Below are 23593 nucleotides of genomic sequence, written 5' to 3'. Positions count from 1 at the left end.
TAACGTAACAAGGCGAGACTGATATCAAAAGAGCAGATGGACATTAGCCTTTGTTCTGATGGCTATTATGGGTCTTAGTTAAGCGGCTCATAATTGGCAATACAGCCAAGGCGATAAGGGTGCACGCTAGGGCGGCAATCCCAAGCTTATTGAACAGGCTAGTGTAGATGGGCAAGGTTTCTAGCGGGTTAGTTAAGCCTTGTGGCACGCTGGCAAAGTTAGCGACAACTCCGCCTAAGTATTGTGAAATACCCGATGCCACAAAGTAGGCGCCCATCATAAAGCCACCCATGCGCTCAGGCACGTAGCGGGCAATCATAGCTAGCCCTAAACCACTGACTAATAGCTCGCCTAATGAATACGAGCCATAGCCCCAAATCATCACCCAAGATGAAGTTTTGCCATTAATGGCATAGTTGCCGGCAATGCTATAAATAAAGAAACCTAAGGCCACGACGGCAAAGCCCAAGGCAAATTTAGCGGCAATGGAAATATCCTTATTATTCTTGCCTCCCCAAGTATAAGCCCAAGCCAGCACAGGGCTTAGGATCATGATCCAAATCGGGTTTAATGCTTGGAACTGCGCCGGTGACCAAGTCCATAAATGGGTGCCAAAGACCACAAAATCCCAATCGACATTACGCAGGGCAAATAGCGCTAATGAGGTCGACATTTGCTGGTAAAAAATAAAGAAGAATACGGTTTGTATGGTGAGCACTAACGCAGCAATAAGACCTGCGCGTTCATTGGCATGGCTACTGCGAATAAGGTGAATAAAGATAGCAAGTACGGCAATGCCAGCGCTATAAACAAAAATCCGCGCGACCATTTCATATTCAAGAATGACTGCAGACATAGCCACCGCAATCAATGAACAGCCGAGCACCATGGCTAATTTACGGGTATTAACTGGGTGTGAATCGGGCTCAGAGCCATAGGCCGCTAAGCTTTGGCGCATGACTAAATAGTTGCTGATACCGACAATCAAACCGATAAAGCACACAGAGAAGGCAGCATGCCAGCCATAACCATTGCCATAGGTGTTGTTGACATAATCTTTGATTAACGGGGTGAGCAACATGGAAAAAGTCGAGCCAATATTGACGGCCATGTAGTAGATGGTAAAGGCACTATCGATTTTAGAATCATCACCATCGTAAATCTTACGCACTAAGTTACCGGCATTAGGTTTAAATAACCCGTTACCTACCACAATCACGCCAAGGGCGGAAAATAGGAACCAAGTATTTTCAGAGGGGACTGCCATTAAGGCATAACCTAAGGTGAGAATGACGGCGCCTATGATCATAGTGCGCTTAGTGCCAAGCACCTTATCACCGACCCAGCCACCAATGGCGGGAGATACGTAAATTAATGCGGCGCAGGCACTCCACACTAAGTTGGCGCGGCTATCTTCAAAGCCAAGGCGCTCGACCATAAAGTACACTATGAGCGCTTGCATGCCGTAGAATCCGAAACGCTCCCACATTTCGATCAATGACACTGTCATGAATGACTTGGTCTGACTTACTGTAACAGCCTTAGTTGTCATCGTGATTTCCCATCAGAGAGGTTTATTGGATTAAATATAGTGGTGCGGTAGGGCTTCAACCAACCGGACTTTTAGGCATGTTACAGGCCATTGCAGCGAGAATTTAATTAAATCTTGTTGAAGTCTCCTTACAGGCAGGCTTTATGGCTTGAAGTTAGTATTTTGTTCTGGCGCCGCTGCACCGCCATCATGGCGATGATTGCGCTATTAAAAGTGGAACAAGTGTGAGCTGTTTTTTGGATTTGGTTTTTCACAGCGTGGCAATTGTTTAATGAAAGCTAACTGAGGTTCGCGGTTAAATATTGGATATATCATTAGCTTATACATTATGGCTGTAGGTGTGATACTTTCTATACAATACCCTTGCTGCTTATCGGTTTTTGTCTAGGCAGAATGGGGCTATGCTGTAGAAGCTTAATAATTAACAGGAGTCGTTATGATAGCCGTTGGACAAAAGTTACCTGAAGGTGTGTTAGCTGAATTATCTGCAGAAGGTATGACTCAGCACCAAGTGCGTGAACTCTTTGCGGGTAAACGTGCGGTGTTATTCGCTGTGCCTGGTGCATTTACTCCGACATGCTCTGAAACTCACTTACCTGGGTATGTAGTGTATGCCGACCAGCTTAAAGCCAAAGGTGTAGATTTGATTGCTTGTGTATCAGTCAACGATGCCTTTGTGATGCGTGCTTGGGGCAAGGCTAATAACGCTGAAGCGCTTACCATGTTAGCCGATGGCGATGGTAACTTCGCTAAGTCACTGGGTCTTACCATGGAAACCGCTGGTTTTGGTGGCACGCGTTCGCAGCGTTATGCCATGGTGATTGATAATGGTGTAGTGACAGCCTTGTTTGTTGAACCAGAAAAGCAGTTTGGGATCAGTAGCGCTGAGGCGGTATTGGCCACGCTATAAGTTTGTTAAGGTTCAAAAAATGCCCAGCTAAGCTGGGCATTTTTATATCAGGGATTAATCTTGGCAATCAATCGTCAATATATTGAGTTTGACTGAGCGGTAAATGGATTTTAGCCAATAAGCCGCCATGCTCACGATTACTGAGTTCCACTTGGCCATTATGAATATCAATAATACGTTTGATAATGGCCAAACCTAGGCCTGAACCTGTGGTGTTACTGCGCGCGCTATCGCCGCGAGTAAAAGGTTCAAATAGCTTAGGGATATCGCTATTGGCTATGCCGCCGCCATTATCTTCGATAGTAAATTCAATGGCATCATCAAGCTGGCGCGATTCTATTTTGACCCAACCATTGCCATATTTAATGGCGTTTTCAACTAAGTTGGCAATCACCCGCTTAATGGCTATGTCATTCATGGGTACGTCTTGGCAAGGCGAGAGCTTAAGCTCAATGTGTATTCGACCCGCTTCCGCCGCAGCCACATCTTCCAATAAACGATTGATAGAATGCGCTTCGCGTTTGACCGCTAAGTCTTGGCGCACGTAGGAAATAAATTGATCGATAATGGCGTCCATATCTTCGATGTCATTGACTATGCCATCTTTAAGATATTGATCTTCGTCAACCATCATTTCACTTGCCAGCCGAATACGGGTAAGGGGCGTGCGCAAATCATGGGAAATCCCCGCCATTAACAAGGCTCTATCTTGCTCTAGCTGGCGCATGCTTTGCGCCATGTGGTTAAAGGCGTTGGTCACTTCAATCAATTCAGTGGAGCCACTTAACGGCAGAGTTTCAGGAAAGCGCCCTTTAGATACTGAAATAGCGGCTTTTTGTAAGCGCCTTAGCGGCCGATTTTGCTGGCGGGCAAACCACCAACCGCCAAAGACACTGAGGCCGCCAATCACAATTAAATACAGTAATAAGGGCGACAGCTCTAACTCATTAAAGTCAGATAAGGGCACCTTAATCCATACTGAAGGAGCTTGTGGCGGCTTGATCCAGATTTGAAACGAGCGCCCTTGGGCGACACGCACTTCGGCTTCACCGCCTAAGTATTCTGACATTTGCGCGGATAGGAGCTGATAAGAAGTGGCTTTATCGACACCGGACAGTACAGCATCTTTTTGGTTATAAATCTGCATGCCATTATCTTTGACCTTGGCATTGAGAGCATCGGTCAAGGTTAAGTTTTCGCGGCCAATCTCGACCCCTTCGGCAAACAGCATATGGACTTGGCGAGCAATCAATTGATTGATTTGCTGATAGCTAGGTTTAATAAAATAAACCGCGACCGTGATATAAGACACTACTTGATTGATTAGCAGCAAAAAGGCTATCAATACAAATATTTGGCTAAAAGCGCTGCGGGGCAGCCAGCGCCGTAATTTAGCTAAACTCATTTGGTTTTGCTGCCGTCAGGAACGAACACATAACCTAGACCCCAGACAGTCTGTATGTATCTTGGGCTGGTCGGATCCACTTCGATAAGACGGCGCAGCCGCGATACTTGCACGTCAATGGAGCGCTCTAGCGCAGAATAATCACGCCCGCGCGCCAAGTTCATCAGTTTATCGCGGGATAATGGTTCACGCTGATGCTTAACTAGCACTTTAAGCACGGCAAATTCACCACTAGTGAGCGGAATATTGGTTTCGCCTTGGAACATTTCGCGGGTCGCGAGATTCAAGGTAAATTCGCCAAAGGTGACCAGCTCTTCTTGCTGGGTCGGCGCGCCCGGAACATCTTGTACACGCCGGCGCATTACGGCATTAATCCGCGCCAGCAATTCACGTGGATTAAATGGCTTGGGCAGGTAGTCATCGGCGCCTAATTCTAGGCCGATAATGCGGTCAACTTCATCGCCCTTGGCGGTGAGCATAACGATAGGTAAGTTATTGCCTTGCTGGCGTAAACGGCGACAAATAGATAATCCATCTTCGCCCGGCAGCATGAGATCTAAAACCATTAAATGAAAATTTTCGCGGGCCAATAAACGATTCATCTGTTCGGCGTTGGCGGCGCTACGCACTTGAAAACCTTGCTCTAATAAATAGCGTTCTAATAACCCACGCAGGCGCATGTCATCATCAACGATCAAAATTTTAGATGTTTCTTGTCCCATGATAGTACCCATATTGGTGTAACCGCTTGGCAAATAGTGTGCCACACAAAGCGAACTCATAATGCTGCAAATATACAGACACTAGGAGTTAAGTACCAATACTGGAAAGAAAATTACGCAATCTGTTTGAATTAACTTGGCAGCCCTAAGGCTGCCATTAAGCGCTGGCCTGTTTTTTACGTTTAAATAGCATCAATAACGGCACTAAGGCCAAGTATGAAAACATAATAAAACCGAAGGTATAAACAAAGGCTAACAAGGTTGATTGTTGTTGCAGCAATTGGGTGATTTGAGCAATAAAGCTTGGGTCAATAATACTGCTATGTTGCGCCATCGCCGCTTGTTGCAATAGGGGATTCGTCGGTGATAACTCGGCGCCTAAGCTATGCCATTGCTCTTGCTGGGTGCGGCTAAAGTAGGTGTTTACAATGGAAATACCAAAAGAGCCGCCTAAGGTGCGACAAAGGTTAAATACCACGGCGCCGCTGACAGTATCGTTTTTGCTTAAGGTGGCATACGCCAGCTGACTTAACGGCGCAAAGACTAAGCCCATGCCAGCGCCTTGAATGATAGAGGGCAATAATATCCAATGCAGATCAATTTCCATGGAATACTGCATCATAAAGAAGGTGCCTAAGGCATTGAGTAATAAGCCTATGGCAATTAGCATACGCGGATCGAGTTTATCCATATAACGCGCTAAGGCTAATAACACTATGGCTGAGGTGAGTCCGCGCGGCGCCATGACAAAGCCTGTGGCCTCAACTGGATAGTTGAGCAATTGCTCAAGCATCATAGGTTGCAACTGAGTGATGCCAAACATGCCCATAGAGAAGCCCGCCATTAACAAGCATGACACTGCTAAGTTGCGATCTTTAAGTAGCCACATGGGCGCTATTACGCCTTTAGTGAGCCAGGATCTTGCCAAAAAGAAAATCCACGCGCACACGCTTATGATGGTGGCAAACAGAATTAGATTCGAGCTGAACCAACCTTCTTCATTGCCTCTGTCTAACACCATTTGCAGCAAACCTATGCCGATAGCCATACCAAACACTAACGGCCAATCGACGCTGGTTTTACCGCGGCCATCAAGTTTAACGAAGAAATACAATAGGGATAAACACAAGATACCTATGGGTAAGTTGACATAGAAAATCCAGCGCCAATCCATGTTCTCTGTGATGATGCCGCCAAGTGTCGGCCCTAAAATCGGGCCAAGTAATACGCCAACGCTAAAGAGTGCCATGGCTTTACCGCGCTCATTGGCTGGGTAAATTTGCACCATGATAGATTGCGATAAGGGGATGACCGACGCGCCAAACGCGCCCTGCATTATCCTAAATATCACCATTTCTGCGAGTGAGTCGGCTTGGCCGCACAAGGCTGAGCTAATCACAAAGCCTGATACTGAAACGAGTAACAGCCGGCGCAAGCCAATTTTTAGCGATAAATAACTGGCAATCGGAATAAAAATGGCTTCAGCCATGGAGTAAGAGGTGAGTACCCAAGTCACTTGCTCTGAGGTCACGCCGAGGGCGCCCATCATTTGCGGCAGCGCGACGTTGGCGATGGTCATGTCGAGCAGTACCATGATGGCCGAAAGCATCACGGCCAAAGTCACCATAGTGCGAGTGTTTTTGGGTAATACGGTACTGGCAGTGTCAGCACTCATTACTTGGCCGCTACAGCTAAGGTATCAACAGTCACAGTGGCGCTCGCCCCAGCGCGCAGCGCGGGTTTATCGGCCAACGAGAGGAACTTAATTTTAACCGGGAAGCGCTGCGGCACTTTCACCCAGTTACCTGTGGCATTTTCAGGGGGCAGTAATGAGAACGATGAGCCACTGGCAGGTGAAATAGCTTCTATCACCCCTTGATAGGTCACATCTGGGTACATATCCACCACGATATTGGCCGGCATGCCCACGGTTAATAGCCCAACTGTGGATTCTTTATAGTTAGCTTCAACCCAAAAAGTGTCTGATTCCACCAGTGGCATCATAGATAAACCAGGGGAAACCACGCTGCCAGGGCGTACAGACACATCGCCTAAATAGCCATCATGGGGCGCCATAATATTGGTATAAGACAAATTGAGCGTGGCTTGGCTTAAGGCCGCTGCCGCTTGCTTAACTTGCGGCGCTTCATCGCCCTTAGCGCCTTGCTGAGTGATTAATTGGCTCATTTTAGCGCGTGCCGCCTCAAGATTAGTTTGGGCACTCGCAAGCTGAGCTTTAGCATTGTCAGCATCTTGTTGGGGCAGTAAGGCTTGGTTTACTAAGTCTATGGTACGGCGATAATTCTTTTGAACATCAGTCAGATTGGCATCGGCCGCGCGGACGTTGGCGCTGGCGGCAAGAATGGCGTCATCGGTCGCTTTATTATTTTGCGCGGCAATCTCGTATACCGCTTTGGCTTGCGCCAATTGAGCTTCAAACGGCGCAGGATCGATTTGTACCAGTAAATCGCCTTTATTGACTTGCTGATAATCTTGCACATCCACAGCTTGGATTTTGCCGCTTAATTGTGGCGCCACATATAAGATATTGGCGTGAATATAAGCATCATCTGTGGATGGGTAGGTTTTTTGATGTTGGATATAAAAGTAACCCGCGGCGATAAAGGCAAGGATGATGACAACTAATACGAACAAGTTGCGTCCTTTATTGGAGCTCGCGCTAGCACTGTCGGCGGAATTGTCGTTGGTAGTTGGCATGATGATCCCTAAATTTTTAAGCTATCTGAGCGTAGAAATAGCAAATATCAGCCTAGTTTAGGAGTTAATTTTTGGCAACATTGGCCCAAAATCCTTGAAGATTAACATAATTTCAACCGCTGATTTGGCGCTATAAACTCACTCTTAAGGGCAATTTTTCGCAGAAATTGTGAGCCACCGCCCCTTGTTCGGTCTCTAAGGTTTTTTCCTGTAGGAGGCTATTTATACTGGTGCCGAATTTTCAGGAGGGAAGAAGTTATGTGGAAAAAATTAGCGCTGGTATGGGTAGTAGTATCAGCAGGTTCTTCATCAATAGCGCTGGCTTCATCAACCGGAATGCGACCTATGCCAGTGGCAGGTGCGCCTCTTGGTTATATTATTCATAACCCTTATGAAAATGCCCCATTAACCGCTTTAGTGACCTTAGATGGTCATCATATTTCGGACGTTAACGTTAAAGTGCATAAGAAAGGCGAGCAAGGCGTAGATATTTCCTATGCTGTGGCCGATATGCGCGTGCTGGATGAAGGTGGCGTGCCGATCTTTGGTTTATACCCAGATCATTACAATAAATTCACTATTAGCTGGCAAGAAAATGGTGAAGCTAAGCAGCACGATTATCGCTTGATGACCCCAGATGTTGATATGGGCTTTTCTGAAAGCCAGTGGGCCAAAGCGCCCTCAGTTGACGTTAAGCAGGTCGATGCTGACTTTAAAGACAGATTATATTTCGTCAACTGGACTAACCCAGACGGTAAGGCCGCGCCATTAATGCACAATAATCCCACCGCGCCTGGCGCATTTTCGTGGGACGGAAAGCCCGGCTTCTTTATCATTGATACCGCTGGCGATATTCGCTGGTACATGAATCCTTATACCACCCACGATGCTAGCCGTTACGATGGCGCCGGTTATGCCATGGGCATGAACGTGACCGCGGAAGGCAACATGGTATGGGTGCAAGGCCAGACGTGGAAGCAAATGACCTTGATGGGTCGCATGGTGTCATCGCACCGTTTACCGGGTAACTTTATTGATGCCTCCCATGAAGGCATTCAAGTGGAAAACGGTAATTTCTTATTAAGAGTGGCGGCTAAAAACTATCGCCGCGCTGATGGTGTCATGGTTAATACTGTGCGCGATCAGATTATCGAAGTGGATGCGAGCGGTAAGCTGGTGGACTACTGGGATCTCAACACTATTTTAGATCCTATGCGTGACGCGGCCCTTTTGTCGCTAGATGCTGGCGCTGTGTGTTTAAACATAGACATTACTCAAGCTGGCAAGCAATCATCCGCTAGCGATCTGCGCACTGCCCCTATGGGCGACATTCATGGCGTTGAAACTGGCCGCAACTGGGCTCACGTTAACTCCATCGATTACGATCCTAAAGATGACAGCATTATTATTAGCTCGCGCCATCAATCGGCCGTGATTAAAATTGGCCGCGACAAGCAAGTTAAATGGATTTTAAGTCCATCACGCGGTTGGAATGACGCCTTAGCCACTAAGCTGCTAACCCCAGTTGATGCTGGTGGCAAAGTGATTAACTGCACAGTGCGCGGCATGTGTGCTGGCAGCGAGTTTGACTTTGTCTATACCCCGCATACCGCCTATAAAGTTGATGAAAAGGGCACATTTACCGTATTTGATAATGGCGATGGCCGACACCTTGCCCAGCCTATGTTCCCCACTGGTAAGTATTCGCGCGCGGTGGAATATAAGATTGATGAAGACAAGATGACAGTCGAGCAAGTGTGGCAATACGGTAAAGATGAGCTAGGTTACGATGGCTATTCGCCAGTGACTTCTATCGTTAAATATCAAGCCGATAAAGACAGCATCATGAGTTACTTTGCCTCAGCAGGTTTATTTGGTTTAGGTGGCGGTTACGGCAACATGAAGCTCGATGAAACCACAGGTAAAGTGCACTCTATTTTGGTTGAACATAGATATGGTGAAACCAAACCTGCAGTGCGCATAGATATCAAGAGCCACGATATGTTCGCGACCGGTTATCGCGCTCAAGTTATCCATCCTGCACAAATGCTTAAATAAACTAAGCGCACCAAATTAAGCTCACTAAAACTTACCACTGGCCTAGTTCACTTTGATTTAGGCTGGTGGGATAGTGTTTGGCTTGCGGTTATTGCCTCCTTGAATTTACGGCGTTTTATAACGTTTATTCCTTATGCGTAGAGCCAGAGCTTAGATTAACACCTTAGGTTTCAATGCTATCGATTTTATCGCCCAATCTATTTGTCTCAATATTTATCTATTCAGCGTTAAAACTTCCCGCGCTAATGCCCCTAACTAAATGTCTTGTGACTCTGATAAATTTGAATTACTCACTTTCCTAAAGTGATTGGTATAAACTAGCCGCAGCTGACATTCCGCTTTAATAGCTCGAGTAGCACAAGATAAACTGCTTGGTCGAGAGTGAGATCAAAACAACATGAAAGCACACCTGATTACTCGCAAGGGTTGGCAAGCCTTAGATACCGAACTTAAGTATCTGTGGAAGCAATATCGTCCAGAGATCACCTTAAAAGTGCAAGAGGCAGCGGCGCAGGGCGATCGCTCAGAGAACGCTGATTACACTTATAATAAACGCCTGTTAAGACAAATAGATAGCCGAGTTCGTTATCTGGTGAAGCGTCTTGAAGAATTAAAGATTGTCGATTATTCCCCCCAGCAAGATGGCAAGGTATTTTTTGGTGCCTACATTGAACTTGAGAACGAACAAGGGGATGTGGTGCGTTACCGCATAGTCGGCAAAGATGAGCTCGATACTAAATTAGGTTATATCACCATCGACTCGCCTATGGCTCGCGCCTTAATTGGCAAGCAAGTCGATGATGAAGTGCAAGTAAACACACCTTTGGGCTTGAAACTTTGGTATGTCAATGCCATCCAATATCAAGCATTTACTGATTAGTTTACGGTTAAGTTTCACGCTTATGGTATTGTGCCGCTAGCGCTGAGCTTAACCCAAGAGATATGACAGAAGTTGACTATGCATAATATTGCTCTACAAATCGCCCAAGAACTGAATGTTCGTGAACAACAAGTACTCGCTACTATCGCCTTATTAGATGATGGCGCGACTGTGCCCTTTGTGGCGCGTTATCGTAAAGAAGCAACTGGCGGCTTAGATGATAGCCAGCTGCGTACTTTGCATTCACGCTTAGGTTATTTGCGGGAGTTAAATGATAGACGTCAGGTCATTTTGGCCAGCATTGAAGCCCAAGGGCAGTTAAGCGCCGCACTGCGCAGTGCCATTGATAGCGCTGATAGTAAGACGCGTCTTGAAGATTTATACCTGCCGTTTAAGCCGAAGCGTCGCACTAAAGGCCAGATTGCTATTGAAGCTGGCTTACTACCGCTGGCTGATAGTCTGCTTGCAGATCGCGCTGGCGATATTAATGAGCGCGCGCACGCCTATGTCAATCTAGAAGCTGGCTTTAGTGACGAAAAAGCAGTGCTTGAAGGCGCACGTTATATTTTGATGGAGCGCTTTGCAGAAGACGCTGAGCTGCTGCTGACTATCCGTAATCACTTGCAACATGAAGCCGTGATTAAAAGCCAAATGGTGGCTGGTAAAGAAAAAGAAGGCGCTAAATTTCGCGATTACTTTGAACATCAAGAAGCCATTAGCAAGGTGCCATCCCATCGCGCGCTGGCTATGCTGCGCGGTCGCAATGAAGGCGCTTTATCGCTAGCCATGCAGGCCGACAGTCAAGGTGATGGCGCCGCAATTTGTGAGCACATCATTCTTGATCGTTTGCAGTTGAACTTAGGCAAAGGCGAAGTGGATACTTGGCTGCGCACTGTAGTTACTGCCACATGGCGAATTAAAATCGCGCTGCAAATGGAAAACGAATTTATTACCCGCATGCGTGAGCAAGCGGAAGCTGAAGCCATTAAAGTGTTTGCCCGCAATCTTAATGATTTGCTGATGGCACCACCGGCTGGTGCTAAAGCGACTATGGGGCTAGATCCTGGCTTGCGCACAGGCGTTAAAGTGGCGATTGTTGATAACACAGGCAAGCTTGTGGGTCATACGGTTATTCATCCTCATGCGCCACAAAATCAGTGGGAAAAGTCGGTTCGCAGCTTAGGCAACTTAGTCAAAATGCATAAGGTGGAATTGATTGCTATTGGTAATGGCACGGCTTCCCGCGAAACCGACAAGTTGGCCGCCGAAGTGATTGCTTATGTGAAAGAAACTCACGCTAACGTCACTAAAATCATGGTGTCAGAGGCGGGCGCTTCTGTGTATTCAGCATCAGAACTGGCCGCTGCAGAATTCCCAGATCTTGATGTCACTATTCGCGGCGCAGTATCTATTGCCCGTCGCCTGCAAGATCCATTGGCTGAATTAGTTAAGATTGAGCCTAAAGCTATTGGTGTTGGTCAATATCAGCATGATGTGAGCCAAAGCCAGTTATCGGCTTCGCTAGAAGCCGTGGTTGAAGATTGCGTAAACCATGTGGGCGTTGACGTTAACATGGCATCCGCGCCGTTATTAGCGCAAGTTGCTGGTTTGAATAAAACCTTAGCCAAAAATTTAGTGAACTATCGCGATGAACACGGCCAGTTTAGCGATCGTAAGTCGCTACTTAAGGTGCCACGTTTAGGGCCTAAGGCCTTTGAACAAGCCGCGGGTTTCTTGCGTTTACACGGCAATAACCCGCTGGATGCTTCCGGGGTTCACCCAGAAACCTATAGCGTGGTTGAAAATATCGCCCGTCATCATCAAGTGCCTGTCGAGCAGCTTATTGGCAACAGTGAGTTATTGGCAAAAGTTGATGCCAACGCTTTTGTGACGGCAAACTTTGGTTTACCGACCATTAGCGACATCATTAGCGAGCTTGAAAAGCCTGGCCGTGATCCGCGCGGTGAGTTTAAAACCGCTCACTTTAAAGAAGGGGTGGAAGAGCTTAAAGATCTTAAGCTGGATATGATCTTAGAGGGCGTAGTCACTAACGTGACTAACTTTGGCGCCTTTGTGGATGTCGGTGTTCATCAAGATGGTTTAGTGCATATTTCGTCATTGACCGATAAGTTTGTCTCAGATCCGCACACCGTTGTGAAAGCGGGTGATGTGGTTAAAGTAAAAGTAATGGAAGTGGATATTGAGCGTCGCCGTGTTGGTTTAAGCATGCGCCTTGATGAAAAAGCCAATACTGCAGCTAAGCCAACCTCTAAACCAGGTGCTAAGCCAGGCGCTAAAACTAGCGGTCAGCCAAAAGCGGCAAAACAGCCTAAGCAAGCTAATGCTGCCATGGGTAATGCCTTTGCTGATGCTTTTGCCAAGCTTAAGAAAAACTAAGATGTATTGCGCTTATTGAGCACTTTAAAAAACCGGCATTGCCGGTTTTTTTATGGCTTAAGCATGCACATCAAACTCATTAACTGCTTGACTTGCCTGATTAAGCTGATAGGTGTTCTGCACATGTTGGCGCACCAACGGAATTAAATGGCTCGCAAGTTTAGGCGGAGCCAACTGACTCGCAGAGTAGCTCACTGGTGTTTTGGCAGGCTTAATTAAGTCGCGCCGGCTGAGGGCTGGTTTAGTGACAAATCGTTTGGGTGGCAGTTTTTCAGCCACAGCGACAGCTTGTTGAGCACTAGCTTGTTCTTGCTGGCCTTGTTTACCTTGCTGTTGCTGCTGTTTTTCTTGAATGCTTAACGGCTGCGGCGATTTATCATATTGATTAAGCGGCGGTTCATCTGCTGATGGGGTAGCTTGCTGCGGTGGCAGTAATGGCGGTTTTTGCAGATTATCAACCCGAGCTAACTCAGTTCCCACATTAGTCGTGGACAGCGGAACATGAGGATAGTGGGTTACCAACTGCATAAGGCCTCCTGCCTGTGGTCTTGGTTAAAGCATAATCCTAAACGGCCGATAAAGACAATTAGCCTTGAGAGTTAGCCGGCAACTGCTTAATCCATTCATGGATCACCGCCACAAATTCTTGTGGGTGTGAAATAAACGGGCCATGGGAGGCTTTATCAAACACATGATCACTAAATTGTGGCTGCTGCGGCATTAAATCCACCACACCTTTAGGCACTAAGCCATCGAGTTTGCCCCATAACCTTAACCATGGGCGTTCAATTTCTTGGTTTTGCGCGCGAATATCTAAGCTCGCTAACCAATCTAGTCCCACTTCAAGCGCCGCCAGTTGCGGCAGCGGCCGCGCTAATACTTGCTCTTTTATCTGTTTAATATCGGTTTTGGCGCTGGCAGAGCCCATGGCTTGAATGGCTAAGAAGCGCTCGATAGTGAGGGATAAATCTAACTCGAGTTGGCGGTGAAACAAGCTCAGCACTTGTGGTTTTATCCCCGGCCAATCTTGCTCTGCTTGAGCTAAAAAGCATGGCGATGACGCCACGGTAATTAAGCCTTGGTAATGCTGAGGATGTTGATGCACCAGTAAACTCGCTAGCAACCCGCCTAACGACCAACCCAAGATAATGGCATTGCTTGGCATCACGGCTTGTAATTGTTCTAACCACACATTTAACTCGTTACTAGTGAGCTGGCTATGGCCAAAGCCCGGCAGGTCAATTAAATGCACTTTATACTGAGACAATTGCGCCACTAAGGGCATAAATACGCCGCTATTGACTCCCCAGCCGTGCAATAACACTAGATTTGGGCCTTCACCTATTATGTTGACGGCAAGCGGGGAAGATACAGGCAGAGTCACGGCGAATTCCTTGGTTTATGTGGGGTTTGAGGGCGGAGTTATCAGTGCGACAATCACTTCACTATTATTGGCGCCAGTATTGGCACAAGTTCATCCATACAAGCTTAGTGCGCGCTGTCGTTGCCCCAGTGCTTGCCAGTTTACCCAACCGCTGCCTCTTGTGTCATCAAGCAATTGTCCATCCCGGCAAAGGCTTATGCGGATTTTGCTTACATGCGTGTTTATATCAGCAAGAGACATGCTTAGGCTGTGGCAGGGAGTTAACTTGCTACAGCGATTTTTGCGGGAGTTGCCAGCGCTTGCAGCCTGCTCGCATAGTCGCGCCCATGAGTTATCACACCTTACTTGGCCCTTGGGTGGCCGCAATTAAATATCGCCGGCAGTTTGTGGCCATTCCACCGTTATGCAAAGCCTTGTTAATTCGAGTTAATCACTTATTAGCTTTAGGGTATGTGCGGCCGGTGCAAGCACTAATTCCTGTGCCTTTGCATCCTAATCGATTAAAGGCGCGGGGGTTTAATCAGGCGCGGGTGATTGCAACTGAGCTTGGAGCAATAAGCGGTTTGCCAGTGCTCACTGACATACTTGTGAGAGTGCGTGATACCTTGCCGCAAGCTGGGTTAGATGGTCGGCAGCGTCGCCATAATATGCAGCATGCTTTTATGCTTAAGCAGCGCCCCGCAGTGTTTAGTGTGGCGCTGATTGATGATGTGGTCACTACCGGTGAAACTGTACGTGAAATTATTACCCTACTTGAGGCCGAGGGAATCTTGGTGCAAGTCTGGTGTCTTGCTCGCGCCGAAGCCCCTGAGCTAAGTGCTCGCTAACTTGGTAAGTATTGCTAGCTAAACTCTAAAGGCTTAACTGCACACTACATTGTGTAACAGCTATTTAGTCATAAAGGTTGGCACCATAAATAAGGCGTTATCAATAATCTTCTCATTTTGCGGCCAAGTATTTCTAAACAATAAGTTATCAGTTAATAGCACTAGGGCGCCTTGGCCTTGTTGCTCAACGCGTAATGCCGTCATACCCGCAAAGCTTTGCTGATATTCTGGCGCTAAATAGCCGCTTGAAAGTAAGTCATCACTATAAGTCGCTGCGCTTAAAAATGGTTCTATGCCTGGCTCGATGGCGAGCACTTGGTTTTTAAGCACGCGGATCTGCGCCGACTGAATGCCAAAGTTAAGTGGATGGCTGTTATCAAGCTCGAGCGTCACTATGGCGCCACCAATATTTTTTTTGGCAGCGAGCTTAGCTTGCTCGCTATAACTTAAGCCTAGGGAGTTAAATTGCGAGGCTAACTGCTCGTGACTAATCAGGTTGGCACGAGTCAAATTTTTGCTTTTAAGCCAGCTTAAGGCGCCTTGATTGGCGATGAGAACTCCGCCTTGAGCCACAAAGGTTTGCAGCTTAGTGGTGACATCGGCTTTAAGTTCCTGATAGCGACCATCAGCGAGAATAATATGGCTAAAATCCGATAAGTTAATCTGGCTATTGTTATTGAGCTTGTCGATATCTATGCGCTGCGCAGTTAATCCCAGTTGCTTATCAAGATAAAACCACCATTCACCCACTTCACTTGGATTCGTGCCTTGGCCGCTGATGATAAGCGGCGTGACACTGGCTATGGCGGCAATGTTCTCACTACCAAGATCTATGCCTTTTATGCTGGCAAAGCTAGTGCTGCTATACACTGGCAGTGAATAGCGCGCGCCTAACTCCTGCACTTGGGCAAGGAGCTCGGCTTTATCCATTAACGGCTGCGTTTGAAAAATAATTATCGAGCCAGCGCTAAAGGCTACATCACCGGCGTTGGTTGAGAGCGTAAAAGCTTGATTGCTAGTCCTAACTTTAATGCCTAGTTGCTGCAATTGAACTAATAACTGGGCACTGGCATGGGAGTGCCAATCTATGATGAGCGCAGCGCCTGCAGTTAAACTAACAGGCTTACTCGCAGGGCTAGCGCTTAATTGCTTGTCGGTGAGGCTGGTCGCGGCAACATCTAAGTTAAAGGCCGCACTAATGTCCCAGCTTGAGACATCATAAAAAGTGGCATCCTTAAATTCTGTGGTTTTATCAAAGAGCGCATTGACTAAGCTTGCTTGCGGCTGCGCCTCAGGAATAAAAATGCTGGTCTCAGGCGTAAATTGAATCTTGTTTAGTGCAATGGTTTGACTGAGGTAGCGCCAACGAATGTGGTGCTGCGTCAGCAGTTTACCTAAAGCTTGTAAGCGCGAACTATCACTTTGGGTCCCGACTAAGCGGCCTGCGTAGCTCGCTTGTGGCTGAAATTTCTTGCCTTGATAAAAATCTTGCTGATGGCTAAGTAGCGATTTTTTCAATGCTAACGCGCCTTGTAAGCTTGAGATTGAGGTCGCGAAGTGATTGCCTATGGCTATGGTTAGGCTCACTTCGCCATCGCTAGAGTGTTGACGCTGACCGCGCGCGCTCGCTTGCTCAAATAAAATGCCAATGGCGCCATTAATGTCAGGATAAGTTGAGCCTTTGCCGTAATAGAAATCATCAAATGACTCGCGGCTAAAATAAGGCTGATCGAGCTTATCTAAGGCTTGGCGATGAAATTGTGCCAATTGATTGGTTAGAGTTTGGTTGTTAGCTGAGGTGAGGGGGTGAGTGCGCTCAGGCACGCCAGGTTGAAAAAAGTAACTTTGGTGATGCCCCATCTCATGAAAATCAGCCACTAAGTGCGGCATCCAGCGATGAAATAACGCTAAACGCCCCGCGGTTTCGGGGTGCGATACCGCCAACCAGTCGCGATTAAGATCGGCTAAATAATGGTTAAATCGCCCGCCAGGCCAAACTTGATTGTGTTCTCTATCATCAGGATGGCTTACCGCTTGCTGGCTTTTATTATCATTAGCCCAAGTAGCAAATCTATCCATGCCATCTGGGTTTTGACTCGGGGTGATAATAATTACCGCATCATTAAGTAACTCTTGCACCCAAGGCTCTTGGCTATGGCTCAGGTAATAGCTTAATGCCATGGCCGCATGGGCACCACTCGCTTCATCGCCATGAATAGAATAGGCAAGCCACAGTACTAACTTATCTTGCTCCCCCGTTGGTTTAACTTGTTGGCGTTGCTGTTTGATTTGCGCCAAATTGGCTTGGTTAGCAGCAGATGTGATGATTAACGACAGCTGCTGCCTGTGCTGGTGGCTATGGCCTGTGGCCTCGATACTCAATCTTGGGCTGGCGGCCGTTAATTGCTGTAAATACTGATTAAGTTGGTCGTGACGTAAATGCCACTCGCCTAAGGGGTAACCTAAAAATGCCTCGGGACTTGGCAGCTCAGGCTGGTGCAGCGACAGTTGCTGCCAAGGCTCATTGGCTGCTAGCGCGTCACTGAGCATAGCTGCCAGTAACAGCAGGGATGCGATAAGGGGCTTACAGCTCAAAATAGGCATGCTTTTATTGTCCCGAACTCATAACAAATTCATTGCAAATTAACAGTTTGTTTACCTTGGTGGCAAGTGTTGTTGTATTTGTGTTTATTCGACAGATAGCTCAAAATACGCCGATAATCTCAGGTCAGGACTACAAAGGTGACTTGAGTCAGCGTATGATAGAGTTAATTCTTACTAAATCACTCAGGTATTAACCTGTAGAGCAGGATTCAGATGATTACGATTTCCGATGCCGCCCAGGCACATTTTGCGAAGTTATTGGCCGATCAACCTGAAGGCACCCATATTCGGGTATTTGTGATAAGCCCAGGTACCCCTTCAGCTGAGTGTGGTGTGTCATATTGCCCACCCGATGCCGTTGAAACCGATGATGTTGAAATAGAATTCAATGGTTTTAGTGCCATGGTTGATGAAAAGAGCGCGCCATTTTTGGCTGAAGCTAGCATCGACTTTGTGACCGACCAACTCGGTTCACAACTGACATTAAAAGCTCCTAACGCCAAAATGCGTAAAGTGGCCGATGATGCATCGTTAAATGAGCGGATTGAATACATGATCCAATCGGAAATCAATCCACAGCTTGCCAGCCATGGCGGCAATATTATGCTGGTAGAAATCACCACCGATGGTGTGGCTATTCTGCAGTTTGGCGGTGGTTGTAATGGTTGCTCTATGGTTGATGTTACCTTGAAAGATGGTATCGAAAAGCAAATGCTAGAGCGCTTTGCTGGTGAATTGACGGGGGTGCGCGACGTGACTGAGCATCAACATGGCGATCACTCTTATCAGTAATCACTTGCCTGATATCAGGTTACATAAGTAAGTAGCCCAAAGTGATGACTTAACTTACTAATGGCTTAGCCTACTATAAGTAAGCAGTTACTAAGTGATTTAGTCATTACTTAATACCGAGTTCCCATTGTGGACTCGGTTTTTTTATATCCACCTTGTATGCGTTAGATAACCGTCCATGTAAGGAGTGCCTTTACTTACCTATCTCTGTTTTATCTTAGCTGCTTTATCTCGGTATATTAAGGAAGGCGTTTTTTAATCGCCAGTAGCGAAGAAAAACTAAATGCAGATTATTTAAATAAAAACACTTGACGCTAAAGATAAAATACGTAGAATACGCACTCTTGGCCCAGCGAGGCAACGTTCTTTAACAAGTAGAAGACAAGCAAATCTGTGTGGACATTCACAGTAGTTGATAAATCGACAACGATTTAAAACGTCTCGCAAGAGACTTCAACGAAGATGTCCGCATAACATGCAAATTCGGTGATTTATCATCGAATCGACAGAATTCATTGAGCAGGACCTTTGGGTCCGAACAAAACTTTAATTGAAGAGTTTGATCATGGCTCAGATTGAACGCTGGCGGCAGGCCTAACACATGCAAGTCGAGCGGCAGCGGGAAGTAACTTGTTACTTTGCCGGCGAGCGGCGGACGGGTGAGTAATGCCTGGGAATTTGCCCATTTGTGGGGGATAACAGTTGGAAACGACTGCTAATACCGCATACGCCCTACGGGGGAAAGCAGGGGAGCCTTCGGGTCCTTGCGCTGATGGATAAGCCCAGGTGGGATTAGCTAGTAGGTGAGGTAAAGGCTCACCTAGGCGACGATCCCTAGCTGTTCTGAGAGGATGATCAGCCACACTGGGACTGAGACACGGCCCAGACTCCTACGGGAGGCAGCAGTGGGGAATATTGCACAATGGGGGAAACCCTGATGCAGCCATGCCGCGTGTGTGAAGAAGGCCTTCGGGTTGTAAAGCACTTTCAGTAGGGAGGAAAGGTTGACGGTTAATACCCGTTAGCTGTGACGTTACCTACAGAAGAAGGACCGGCTAACTCCGTGCCAGCAGCCGCGGTAATACGGAGGGTCCGAGCGTTAATCGGAATTACTGGGCGTAAAGCGTGCGCAGGCGGTTTGTTAAGCGAGATGTGAAAGCCCCGGGCTCAACCTGGGAATTGCATTTTGAACTGGCAAACTAGAGTCTTGTAGAGGGGGGTAGAATTTCAGGTGTAGCGGTGAAATGCGTAGAGATCTGAAGGAATACCGGTGGCGAAGGCGGCCCCCTGGACAAAGACTGACGCTCATGCACGAAAGCGTGGGGAGCAAACAGGATTAGATACCCTGGTAGTCCACGCCGTAAACGATGTCTACTCGGAGTTTGGTGTCTTGAACACTGGGCTCTCAAGCTAACGCATTAAGTAGACCGCCTGGGGAGTACGGCCGCAAGGTTAAAACTCAAATGAATTGACGGGGGCCCGCACAAGCGGTGGAGCATGTGGTTTAATTCGATGCAACGCGAAGAACCTTACCTACTCTTGACATCCAGAGAATTCGCTAGAGATAGCTTAGTGCCTTCGGGAACTCTGAGACAGGTGCTGCATGGCTGTCGTCAGCTCGTGTTGTGAAATGTTGGGTTAAGTCCCGCAACGAGCGCAACCCTTATCCTTATTTGCCAGCACGTAATGGTGGGAACTCTAGGGAGACTGCCGGTGATAAACCGGAGGAAGGTGGGGACGACGTCAAGTCATCATGGCCCTTACGAGTAGGGCTACACACGTGCTACAATGGTCGGTACAGAGGGTTGCAAAGCCGCGAGGTGGAGCTAATCTCACAAAGCCGATCGTAGTCCGGATTGGAGTCTGCAACTCGACTCCATGAAGTCGGAATCGCTAGTAATCGTGGATCAGAATGCCACGGTGAATACGTTCCCGGGCCTTGTACACACCGCCCGTCACACCATGGGAGTGGGCTGCACCAGAAGTAGATAGCTTAACCCTTCGGGGAGGGCGTTTACCACGGTGTGGTTCATGACTGGGGTGAAGTCGTAACAAGGTAGCCCTAGGGGAACCTGGGGCTGGATCACCTCCTTACCTATGCGATTTAGCATTACTGTTGAGTGTTCACACAGATTGCCTTGTCTTGTTGACGAGCAAAACATTACCTTCCTTTGAAGGGATGTCGTTCTTTAAAAATTTGGAAAGCTGATAGTAGAACTTAATGCGCGAGCATTAGGTGATACAAAATTGAGTTCTCAAAATACTTTAATCAAGTGTTTTGGATATTCTTTAACTTCAGAAATGAAGTAAATCAAGGCGTTCTTTTGCGAAAGCAAGAGACAGTAAAAACCAGCTAGTTGCAATGCGCTCAAGTGAAACTCATTTGGGTTGTATGGTTAAGTGACTAAGCGTATACGGTGGATGCCTTGGCAGTCAGAGGCGATGAAGGACGTAGTAACTTGCGAAAAGCGTTGGCGAGCTAGTAACAAGCATTTGAGCTAACGATGTCCGAATGGGGAAACCCGGCCACATAAGTGGTCATCATACAGTGAATACATAGCTGTATGAGGCGAACCTGGGGAACTGAAACATCTAAGTACCCAGAGGAAAAGAAATCAACCGAGATTCCCTAAGTAGCGGCGAGCGAACGGGGATTAGCCCTTAAGTCTAGGGGGTGTTAGTGGAATGGTCTGGAAAGTCCAACGGTACAGGGTGATAGTCCCGTACATGAAAACTAACCTTAGATGAAAACGAGTAAGGCGGCACACGTGATATGTTGTCTGAACATGGGGGGACCATCCTCCAAGGCTAAATACTCCTGACTGACCGATAGTGAACCAGTACCGTGAGGGAAAGGCGAAAAGAACCCCTGTGAGGGGAGTGAAATAGAACCTGAAACCGTATACGTACAAGCAGTGGGAGCGGTTCTTGAGACCGTGACTGCGTACCTTTTGTATAATGGGTCAGCGACTTACATTTAGTAGCGAGGTTAAGCGAATAGCGGAGCCGTAGGGAAACCGAGTGTTAACTGCGCGTTTAGTTGCTAGGTGTAGACCCGAAACCCGGTGATCTAGCCATGGGCAGGTTGAAGGTTGAGTAACATCAACTGGAGGACCGAACCGACTAATGTTGAAAAATTAGCGGATGACTTGTGGCTGGGGGTGAAAGGCCAATCAAACCGGGAGATATCTGGTTCTCCTCGAAAGCTATTTAGGTAGCGCCTCGCACGAATACCATTGGGGGTAGAGCACTGTTAAGGCTAGGGGGTCATCCCGACTTACCAACCCTTTGCAAACTCCGAATACCAATGAGTACTATGCGGGAGACAGACAGCGGGTGCTAACGTCCGTTGTCAAAAGGGAAACAACCCAGACCGTCAGCTAAGGTCCCAAAGTACTAGCTAAGTGGGAAACGATGTGGGAAGGCTTAGACAGCTAGGATGTTGGCTTAGAAGCAGCCATCATTTAAAGAAAGCGTAATAGCTCACTAGTCGAGTCGGCCTGCGCGGAAGATGTAACGGGGCTAAGCTAGTCACCGAAGCTACGGGTGCATTTCATTAGAGATGCGCGGTAGAGGAGCGTTCTGTAAGCCGTTGAAGGTGAAGGGGTAACCCACGCTGGAGGTATCAGAAGTGCGAATGCTGACATGAGTAACGATAAAGGGGGTGAAAAACCCCCTCGCCGGAAGACCAAGGGTTCCTGTCCAACGTTAATCGGGGCAGGGTGAGTCGACCCCTAAGGCGAGGCCGAAAGGCGTAGTCGATGGGAAACGGGTTAATATTCCCGTACTTGTGCTAACTGCGATGGAGAGACGGAGAAGGCTAGGCTAGCGCGGCGTTGGTAGTCCGCGTTTAAGGTGGTAGGCGGTATTCTTAGGCAAATCCGGGAATACATACGCTGAGAGCTGATGACGAGGTCCTACGGGACTGAAGTAGTTGATGCCATGCTTCCAGGAAAATCTTCTAAGCTTCAGGTTAGCAGGAATCGTACCCCAAACCGACACAGGTGGTCGGGTAGAGAATACCAAGGCGCTTGAGAGAACTCGGCTGAAGGAACTAGGCAAAATGGTACCGTAACTTCGGGAGAAGGTACGCTCCTGCCGGTGATGAGACTTGCTCTCTAAGCTAGCGGGAGTCGCAGATACCAGGTGGCTGCAACTGTTTATCAAAAACACAGCACTGTGCAAAATCGCAAGATGAAGTATACGGTGTGACGCCTGCCCGGTGCCGGAAGGTTAATTGATTGGGTTATCTTCGGAGAAGCTCATGATCGAAGCCCCGGTAAACGGCGGCCGTAACTATAACGGTCCTAAGGTAGCGAAATTCCTTGTCGGGTAAGTTCCGACCTGCACGAATGGCGTAATGATGGCCACGCTGTCTCCAGCCGAGACTCAGTGAAGTTGAAATTGCGGTGAAGATGCCGTATACCCGCGGCTAGACGGAAAGACCCCGTGAACCTTTACTATAGCTTGGCACTGAACATTGAACCTACATGTGTAGGATAGGTGGGAGACTTTGAAGCATGAACGCTAGTTTGTGTGGAGTCGTCCTTGAAATACCACCCTTGTAGTTTTGATGTTCTAACCTAGGTCCCTTATCGGGATTAGGGACAGTGCCTGGTGGGTAGTTTGACTGGGGCGGTCTCCTCCCAAAGAGTAACGGAGGAGCACGAAGGTTGGCTAAGTACGGTCGGACATCGTACGGTTAGTGCAATGGCATAAGCCAGCTTAACTGCGAGACAGACACGTCGAGCAGGTACGAAAGTAGGTCATAGTGATCCGGTGGTTCTGAATGGAAGGGCCATCGCTCAACGGATAAAAGGTACTCCGGGGATAACAGGCTGATACCGCCCAAGAGTTCATATCGACGGCGGTGTTTGGCACCTCGATGTCGGCTCATCACATCCTGGGGCTGAAGTCGGTCCCAAGGGTATGGCTGTTCGCCATTTAAAGTGGTACGCGAGCTGGGTTCAGAACGTCGTGAGACAGTTCGGTCCCTATCTGCCGTGGGCGTTGGATGATTGAGGGGAGCTGCTCCTAGTACGAGAGGACCGGAGTGGACGAACCGCTGGTGTTCGGGTTGTCATGCCAATGGCATTGCCCGGTAGCTACGTTCGGAATCGATAACCGCTGAAAGCATCTAAGCGGGAAGCGAGCCCCAAGATGAGTCATCCCTAGGACTATAAGTCCTCTGAAGGGCCGTCCGAGACTAGGACGTTGATAGGCAAGGTGTGTAAGCGTTGTGAGGCGTTGAGCTAACTTGTACTAATGACCCGAGAGGCTTAACCATACAACCCAGATGGGTTTTACTGAACAAGCCTGAAAGAATCGAAAAATACTTGATTGA

Annotated in this window: 14 protein-coding genes and 2 rRNA genes; 8 read left to right on the top strand and 8 right to left on the bottom strand. The window is 47.7% G+C overall.

The genetic code is table 11. From position 1 onward, the window contains the following. Nucleotides 1–43: 43 nt before the first annotated feature. Nucleotides 44–1552: a peptide MFS transporter gene (locus AC1HDP_RS11845; RefSeq protein ID WP_479638923.1), complete on the bottom strand. Its 1509-nt coding sequence runs from the start codon at nt 1550–1552 to the stop codon at nt 44–46. 436 nt (nt 1553–1988) lie between these two features. Here AC1HDP_RS11845 and AC1HDP_RS11840 point away from each other — a divergent pair, with 436 nt between their 5' ends. Continuing rightward, nucleotides 1989–2462 (top strand): redoxin family protein, encoded by a 474-nt coding sequence (locus AC1HDP_RS11840; protein ID WP_479638922.1) that lies wholly within the window; start codon nt 1989–1991, stop codon nt 2460–2462. A gap of 67 nt (nt 2463–2529) precedes the next feature. On the opposite strand, the gene envZ is transcribed toward AC1HDP_RS11840, so the two are convergent. The 4 genes from envZ to AC1HDP_RS11820 form a co-directional block, all read right to left on the bottom strand. Continuing rightward, nucleotides 2530–3867 carry a two-component system sensor histidine kinase EnvZ gene (envZ, locus tag AC1HDP_RS11835; protein WP_479638921.1) on the bottom strand — a complete coding sequence of 446 codons (1338 nt, stop codon included), beginning with the start codon at nt 3865–3867 and terminating at the stop codon, nt 2530–2532. Further along, nucleotides 3864–4634: an osmolarity response regulator transcription factor OmpR gene (gene ompR, locus AC1HDP_RS11830; protein WP_479638920.1), complete on the bottom strand. Its 771-nt coding sequence runs from the start codon at nt 4632–4634 to the stop codon at nt 3864–3866. Before ompR ends, envZ begins: the two co-directional genes overlap by 4 nt. Before the next feature lie 112 nt (nt 4635–4746). Further along, the gene (locus tag AC1HDP_RS11825) at nt 4747–6264 is read right to left on the bottom strand and encodes a DHA2 family efflux MFS transporter permease subunit (RefSeq protein WP_479638919.1); all 1518 of its coding nucleotides are present in this window, start codon (nt 6262–6264) and stop codon (nt 4747–4749) included. Next, nucleotides 6264–7307 carry an HlyD family secretion protein gene (locus AC1HDP_RS11820; RefSeq protein ID WP_140929986.1) on the bottom strand — a complete coding sequence of 348 codons (1044 nt, stop codon included), beginning with the start codon at nt 7305–7307 and terminating at the stop codon, nt 6264–6266. The genes AC1HDP_RS11825 and AC1HDP_RS11820 overlap by 1 nt, the downstream gene beginning before the upstream one ends. 258 nt (nt 7308–7565) lie before the next feature. On the opposite strand from AC1HDP_RS11820, the gene AC1HDP_RS11815 reads away from it, so the two are divergent. From AC1HDP_RS11815 to AC1HDP_RS11805, 3 genes are all read left to right on the top strand, one after another. Further along, nucleotides 7566–9365 (top strand): aryl-sulfate sulfotransferase, encoded by a 1800-nt coding sequence (locus AC1HDP_RS11815; RefSeq protein ID WP_479638918.1) that lies wholly within the window; start codon nt 7566–7568, stop codon nt 9363–9365. Between the two features lie 397 nt (nt 9366–9762). Further along, on the top strand, nt 9763–10245 hold the full coding sequence (gene greB / locus AC1HDP_RS11810) for a transcription elongation factor GreB (RefSeq protein ID WP_479638917.1): 483 nt from the start codon (nt 9763–9765) through the stop codon (nt 10243–10245). A 78-nt stretch (nt 10246–10323) separates the two neighbouring features. Next, the gene (locus AC1HDP_RS11805; protein ID WP_479638916.1) at nt 10324–12642 is read left to right on the top strand and encodes a Tex family protein; all 2319 of its coding nucleotides are present in this window, start codon (nt 10324–10326) and stop codon (nt 12640–12642) included. A 57-nt stretch (nt 12643–12699) separates the two neighbouring features. Here AC1HDP_RS11805 and AC1HDP_RS11800 read toward each other — a convergent pair whose 3' ends face one another. Both AC1HDP_RS11800 and bioH read right to left on the bottom strand, forming a co-directional pair. After that, nucleotides 12700–13170, bottom strand: coding sequence for a hypothetical protein (locus tag AC1HDP_RS11800; RefSeq protein WP_479638915.1), 471 nt, complete (start codon nt 13168–13170; stop codon nt 12700–12702). Between the two features lie 58 nt (nt 13171–13228). Next, nucleotides 13229–14026 carry a pimeloyl-ACP methyl ester esterase BioH gene (gene bioH / locus AC1HDP_RS11795; RefSeq protein ID WP_479638914.1) on the bottom strand — a complete coding sequence of 266 codons (798 nt, stop codon included), beginning with the start codon at nt 14024–14026 and terminating at the stop codon, nt 13229–13231. A 44-nt stretch (nt 14027–14070) separates the two neighbouring features. On the opposite strand from bioH, the gene AC1HDP_RS11790 reads away from it, so the two are divergent. Continuing rightward, entirely contained in the window at nt 14071–14853 is a 783-nt protein-coding gene (locus tag AC1HDP_RS11790) for a ComF family protein (protein WP_479638913.1), read from the top strand. A 60-nt stretch (nt 14854–14913) separates the two neighbouring features. On the opposite strand, the gene AC1HDP_RS11785 is transcribed toward AC1HDP_RS11790, so the two are convergent. Continuing rightward, on the bottom strand, nt 14914–17457 hold the full coding sequence (locus AC1HDP_RS11785) for a M14 family zinc carboxypeptidase (RefSeq protein WP_479638912.1): 2544 nt from the start codon (nt 17455–17457) through the stop codon (nt 14914–14916). 213 nt (nt 17458–17670) lie between these two features. On the opposite strand from AC1HDP_RS11785, the gene nfuA reads away from it, so the two are divergent. The 3 genes from nfuA (at nt 17671) to AC1HDP_RS11770 (ending at nt 23536) form a co-directional block, all read left to right on the top strand. After that, nucleotides 17671–18249: a Fe-S biogenesis protein NfuA gene (gene nfuA / locus AC1HDP_RS11780; protein ID WP_140929979.1), complete on the top strand. Its 579-nt coding sequence runs from the start codon at nt 17671–17673 to the stop codon at nt 18247–18249. 547 nt (nt 18250–18796) lie between these two features. Continuing rightward, nucleotides 18797–20343 (top strand): 16S ribosomal RNA (locus tag AC1HDP_RS11775). A 300-nt stretch (nt 20344–20643) separates the two neighbouring features. Continuing rightward, nucleotides 20644–23536: ribosomal RNA gene (locus AC1HDP_RS11770) — 23S ribosomal RNA — on the top strand. Together the 16S and 23S rRNA genes form the textbook arrangement of a ribosomal RNA operon. Nucleotides 23537–23593: the final 57 nt, after the last annotated feature.

It is taken from the genome of Shewanella sp. ISS20 (genome assembly GCF_056522965.1).
This window is presented reverse-complemented; position numbering and strand designations above follow the sequence as displayed.

What these genes read in the sequence shown, in the direction of transcription:
- greB (WP_479638917.1), top strand. Translation starts at nt 9,763, where the DNA reads ATGAAAGCACACCTGATTACTCGCAAGGGTTGGCAAGCCTTAGATACC.
- AC1HDP_RS11825 (WP_479638919.1), bottom strand. Translation starts at nt 6,264, where the DNA reads ATGAGTGCTGACACTGCCAGTACCGTATTACCCAAAAACACTCGCACT.
- AC1HDP_RS11815 (WP_479638918.1), top strand. Translation starts at nt 7,566, where the DNA reads ATGTGGAAAAAATTAGCGCTGGTATGGGTAGTAGTATCAGCAGGTTCT.
- AC1HDP_RS11805 (WP_479638916.1), top strand. Translation starts at nt 10,324, where the DNA reads ATGCATAATATTGCTCTACAAATCGCCCAAGAACTGAATGTTCGTGAA.
- envZ (WP_479638921.1), bottom strand. Translation starts at nt 3,867, where the DNA reads ATGAGTTTAGCTAAATTACGGCGCTGGCTGCCCCGCAGCGCTTTTAGC.
- AC1HDP_RS11800 (WP_479638915.1), bottom strand. Translation starts at nt 13,170, where the DNA reads ATGCAGTTGGTAACCCACTATCCTCATGTTCCGCTGTCCACGACTAAT.
- AC1HDP_RS11785 (WP_479638912.1), bottom strand. Translation starts at nt 17,457, where the DNA reads ATGCCTATTTTGAGCTGTAAGCCCCTTATCGCATCCCTGCTGTTACTG.
- nfuA (WP_140929979.1), top strand. Translation starts at nt 17,671, where the DNA reads ATGATTACGATTTCCGATGCCGCCCAGGCACATTTTGCGAAGTTATTG.
- AC1HDP_RS11820 (WP_140929986.1), bottom strand. Translation starts at nt 7,307, where the DNA reads ATGCCAACTACCAACGACAATTCCGCCGACAGTGCTAGCGCGAGCTCC.
- AC1HDP_RS11840 (WP_479638922.1), top strand. Translation starts at nt 1,989, where the DNA reads ATGATAGCCGTTGGACAAAAGTTACCTGAAGGTGTGTTAGCTGAATTA.
- AC1HDP_RS11845 (WP_479638923.1), bottom strand. Translation starts at nt 1,552, where the DNA reads ATGACAACTAAGGCTGTTACAGTAAGTCAGACCAAGTCATTCATGACA.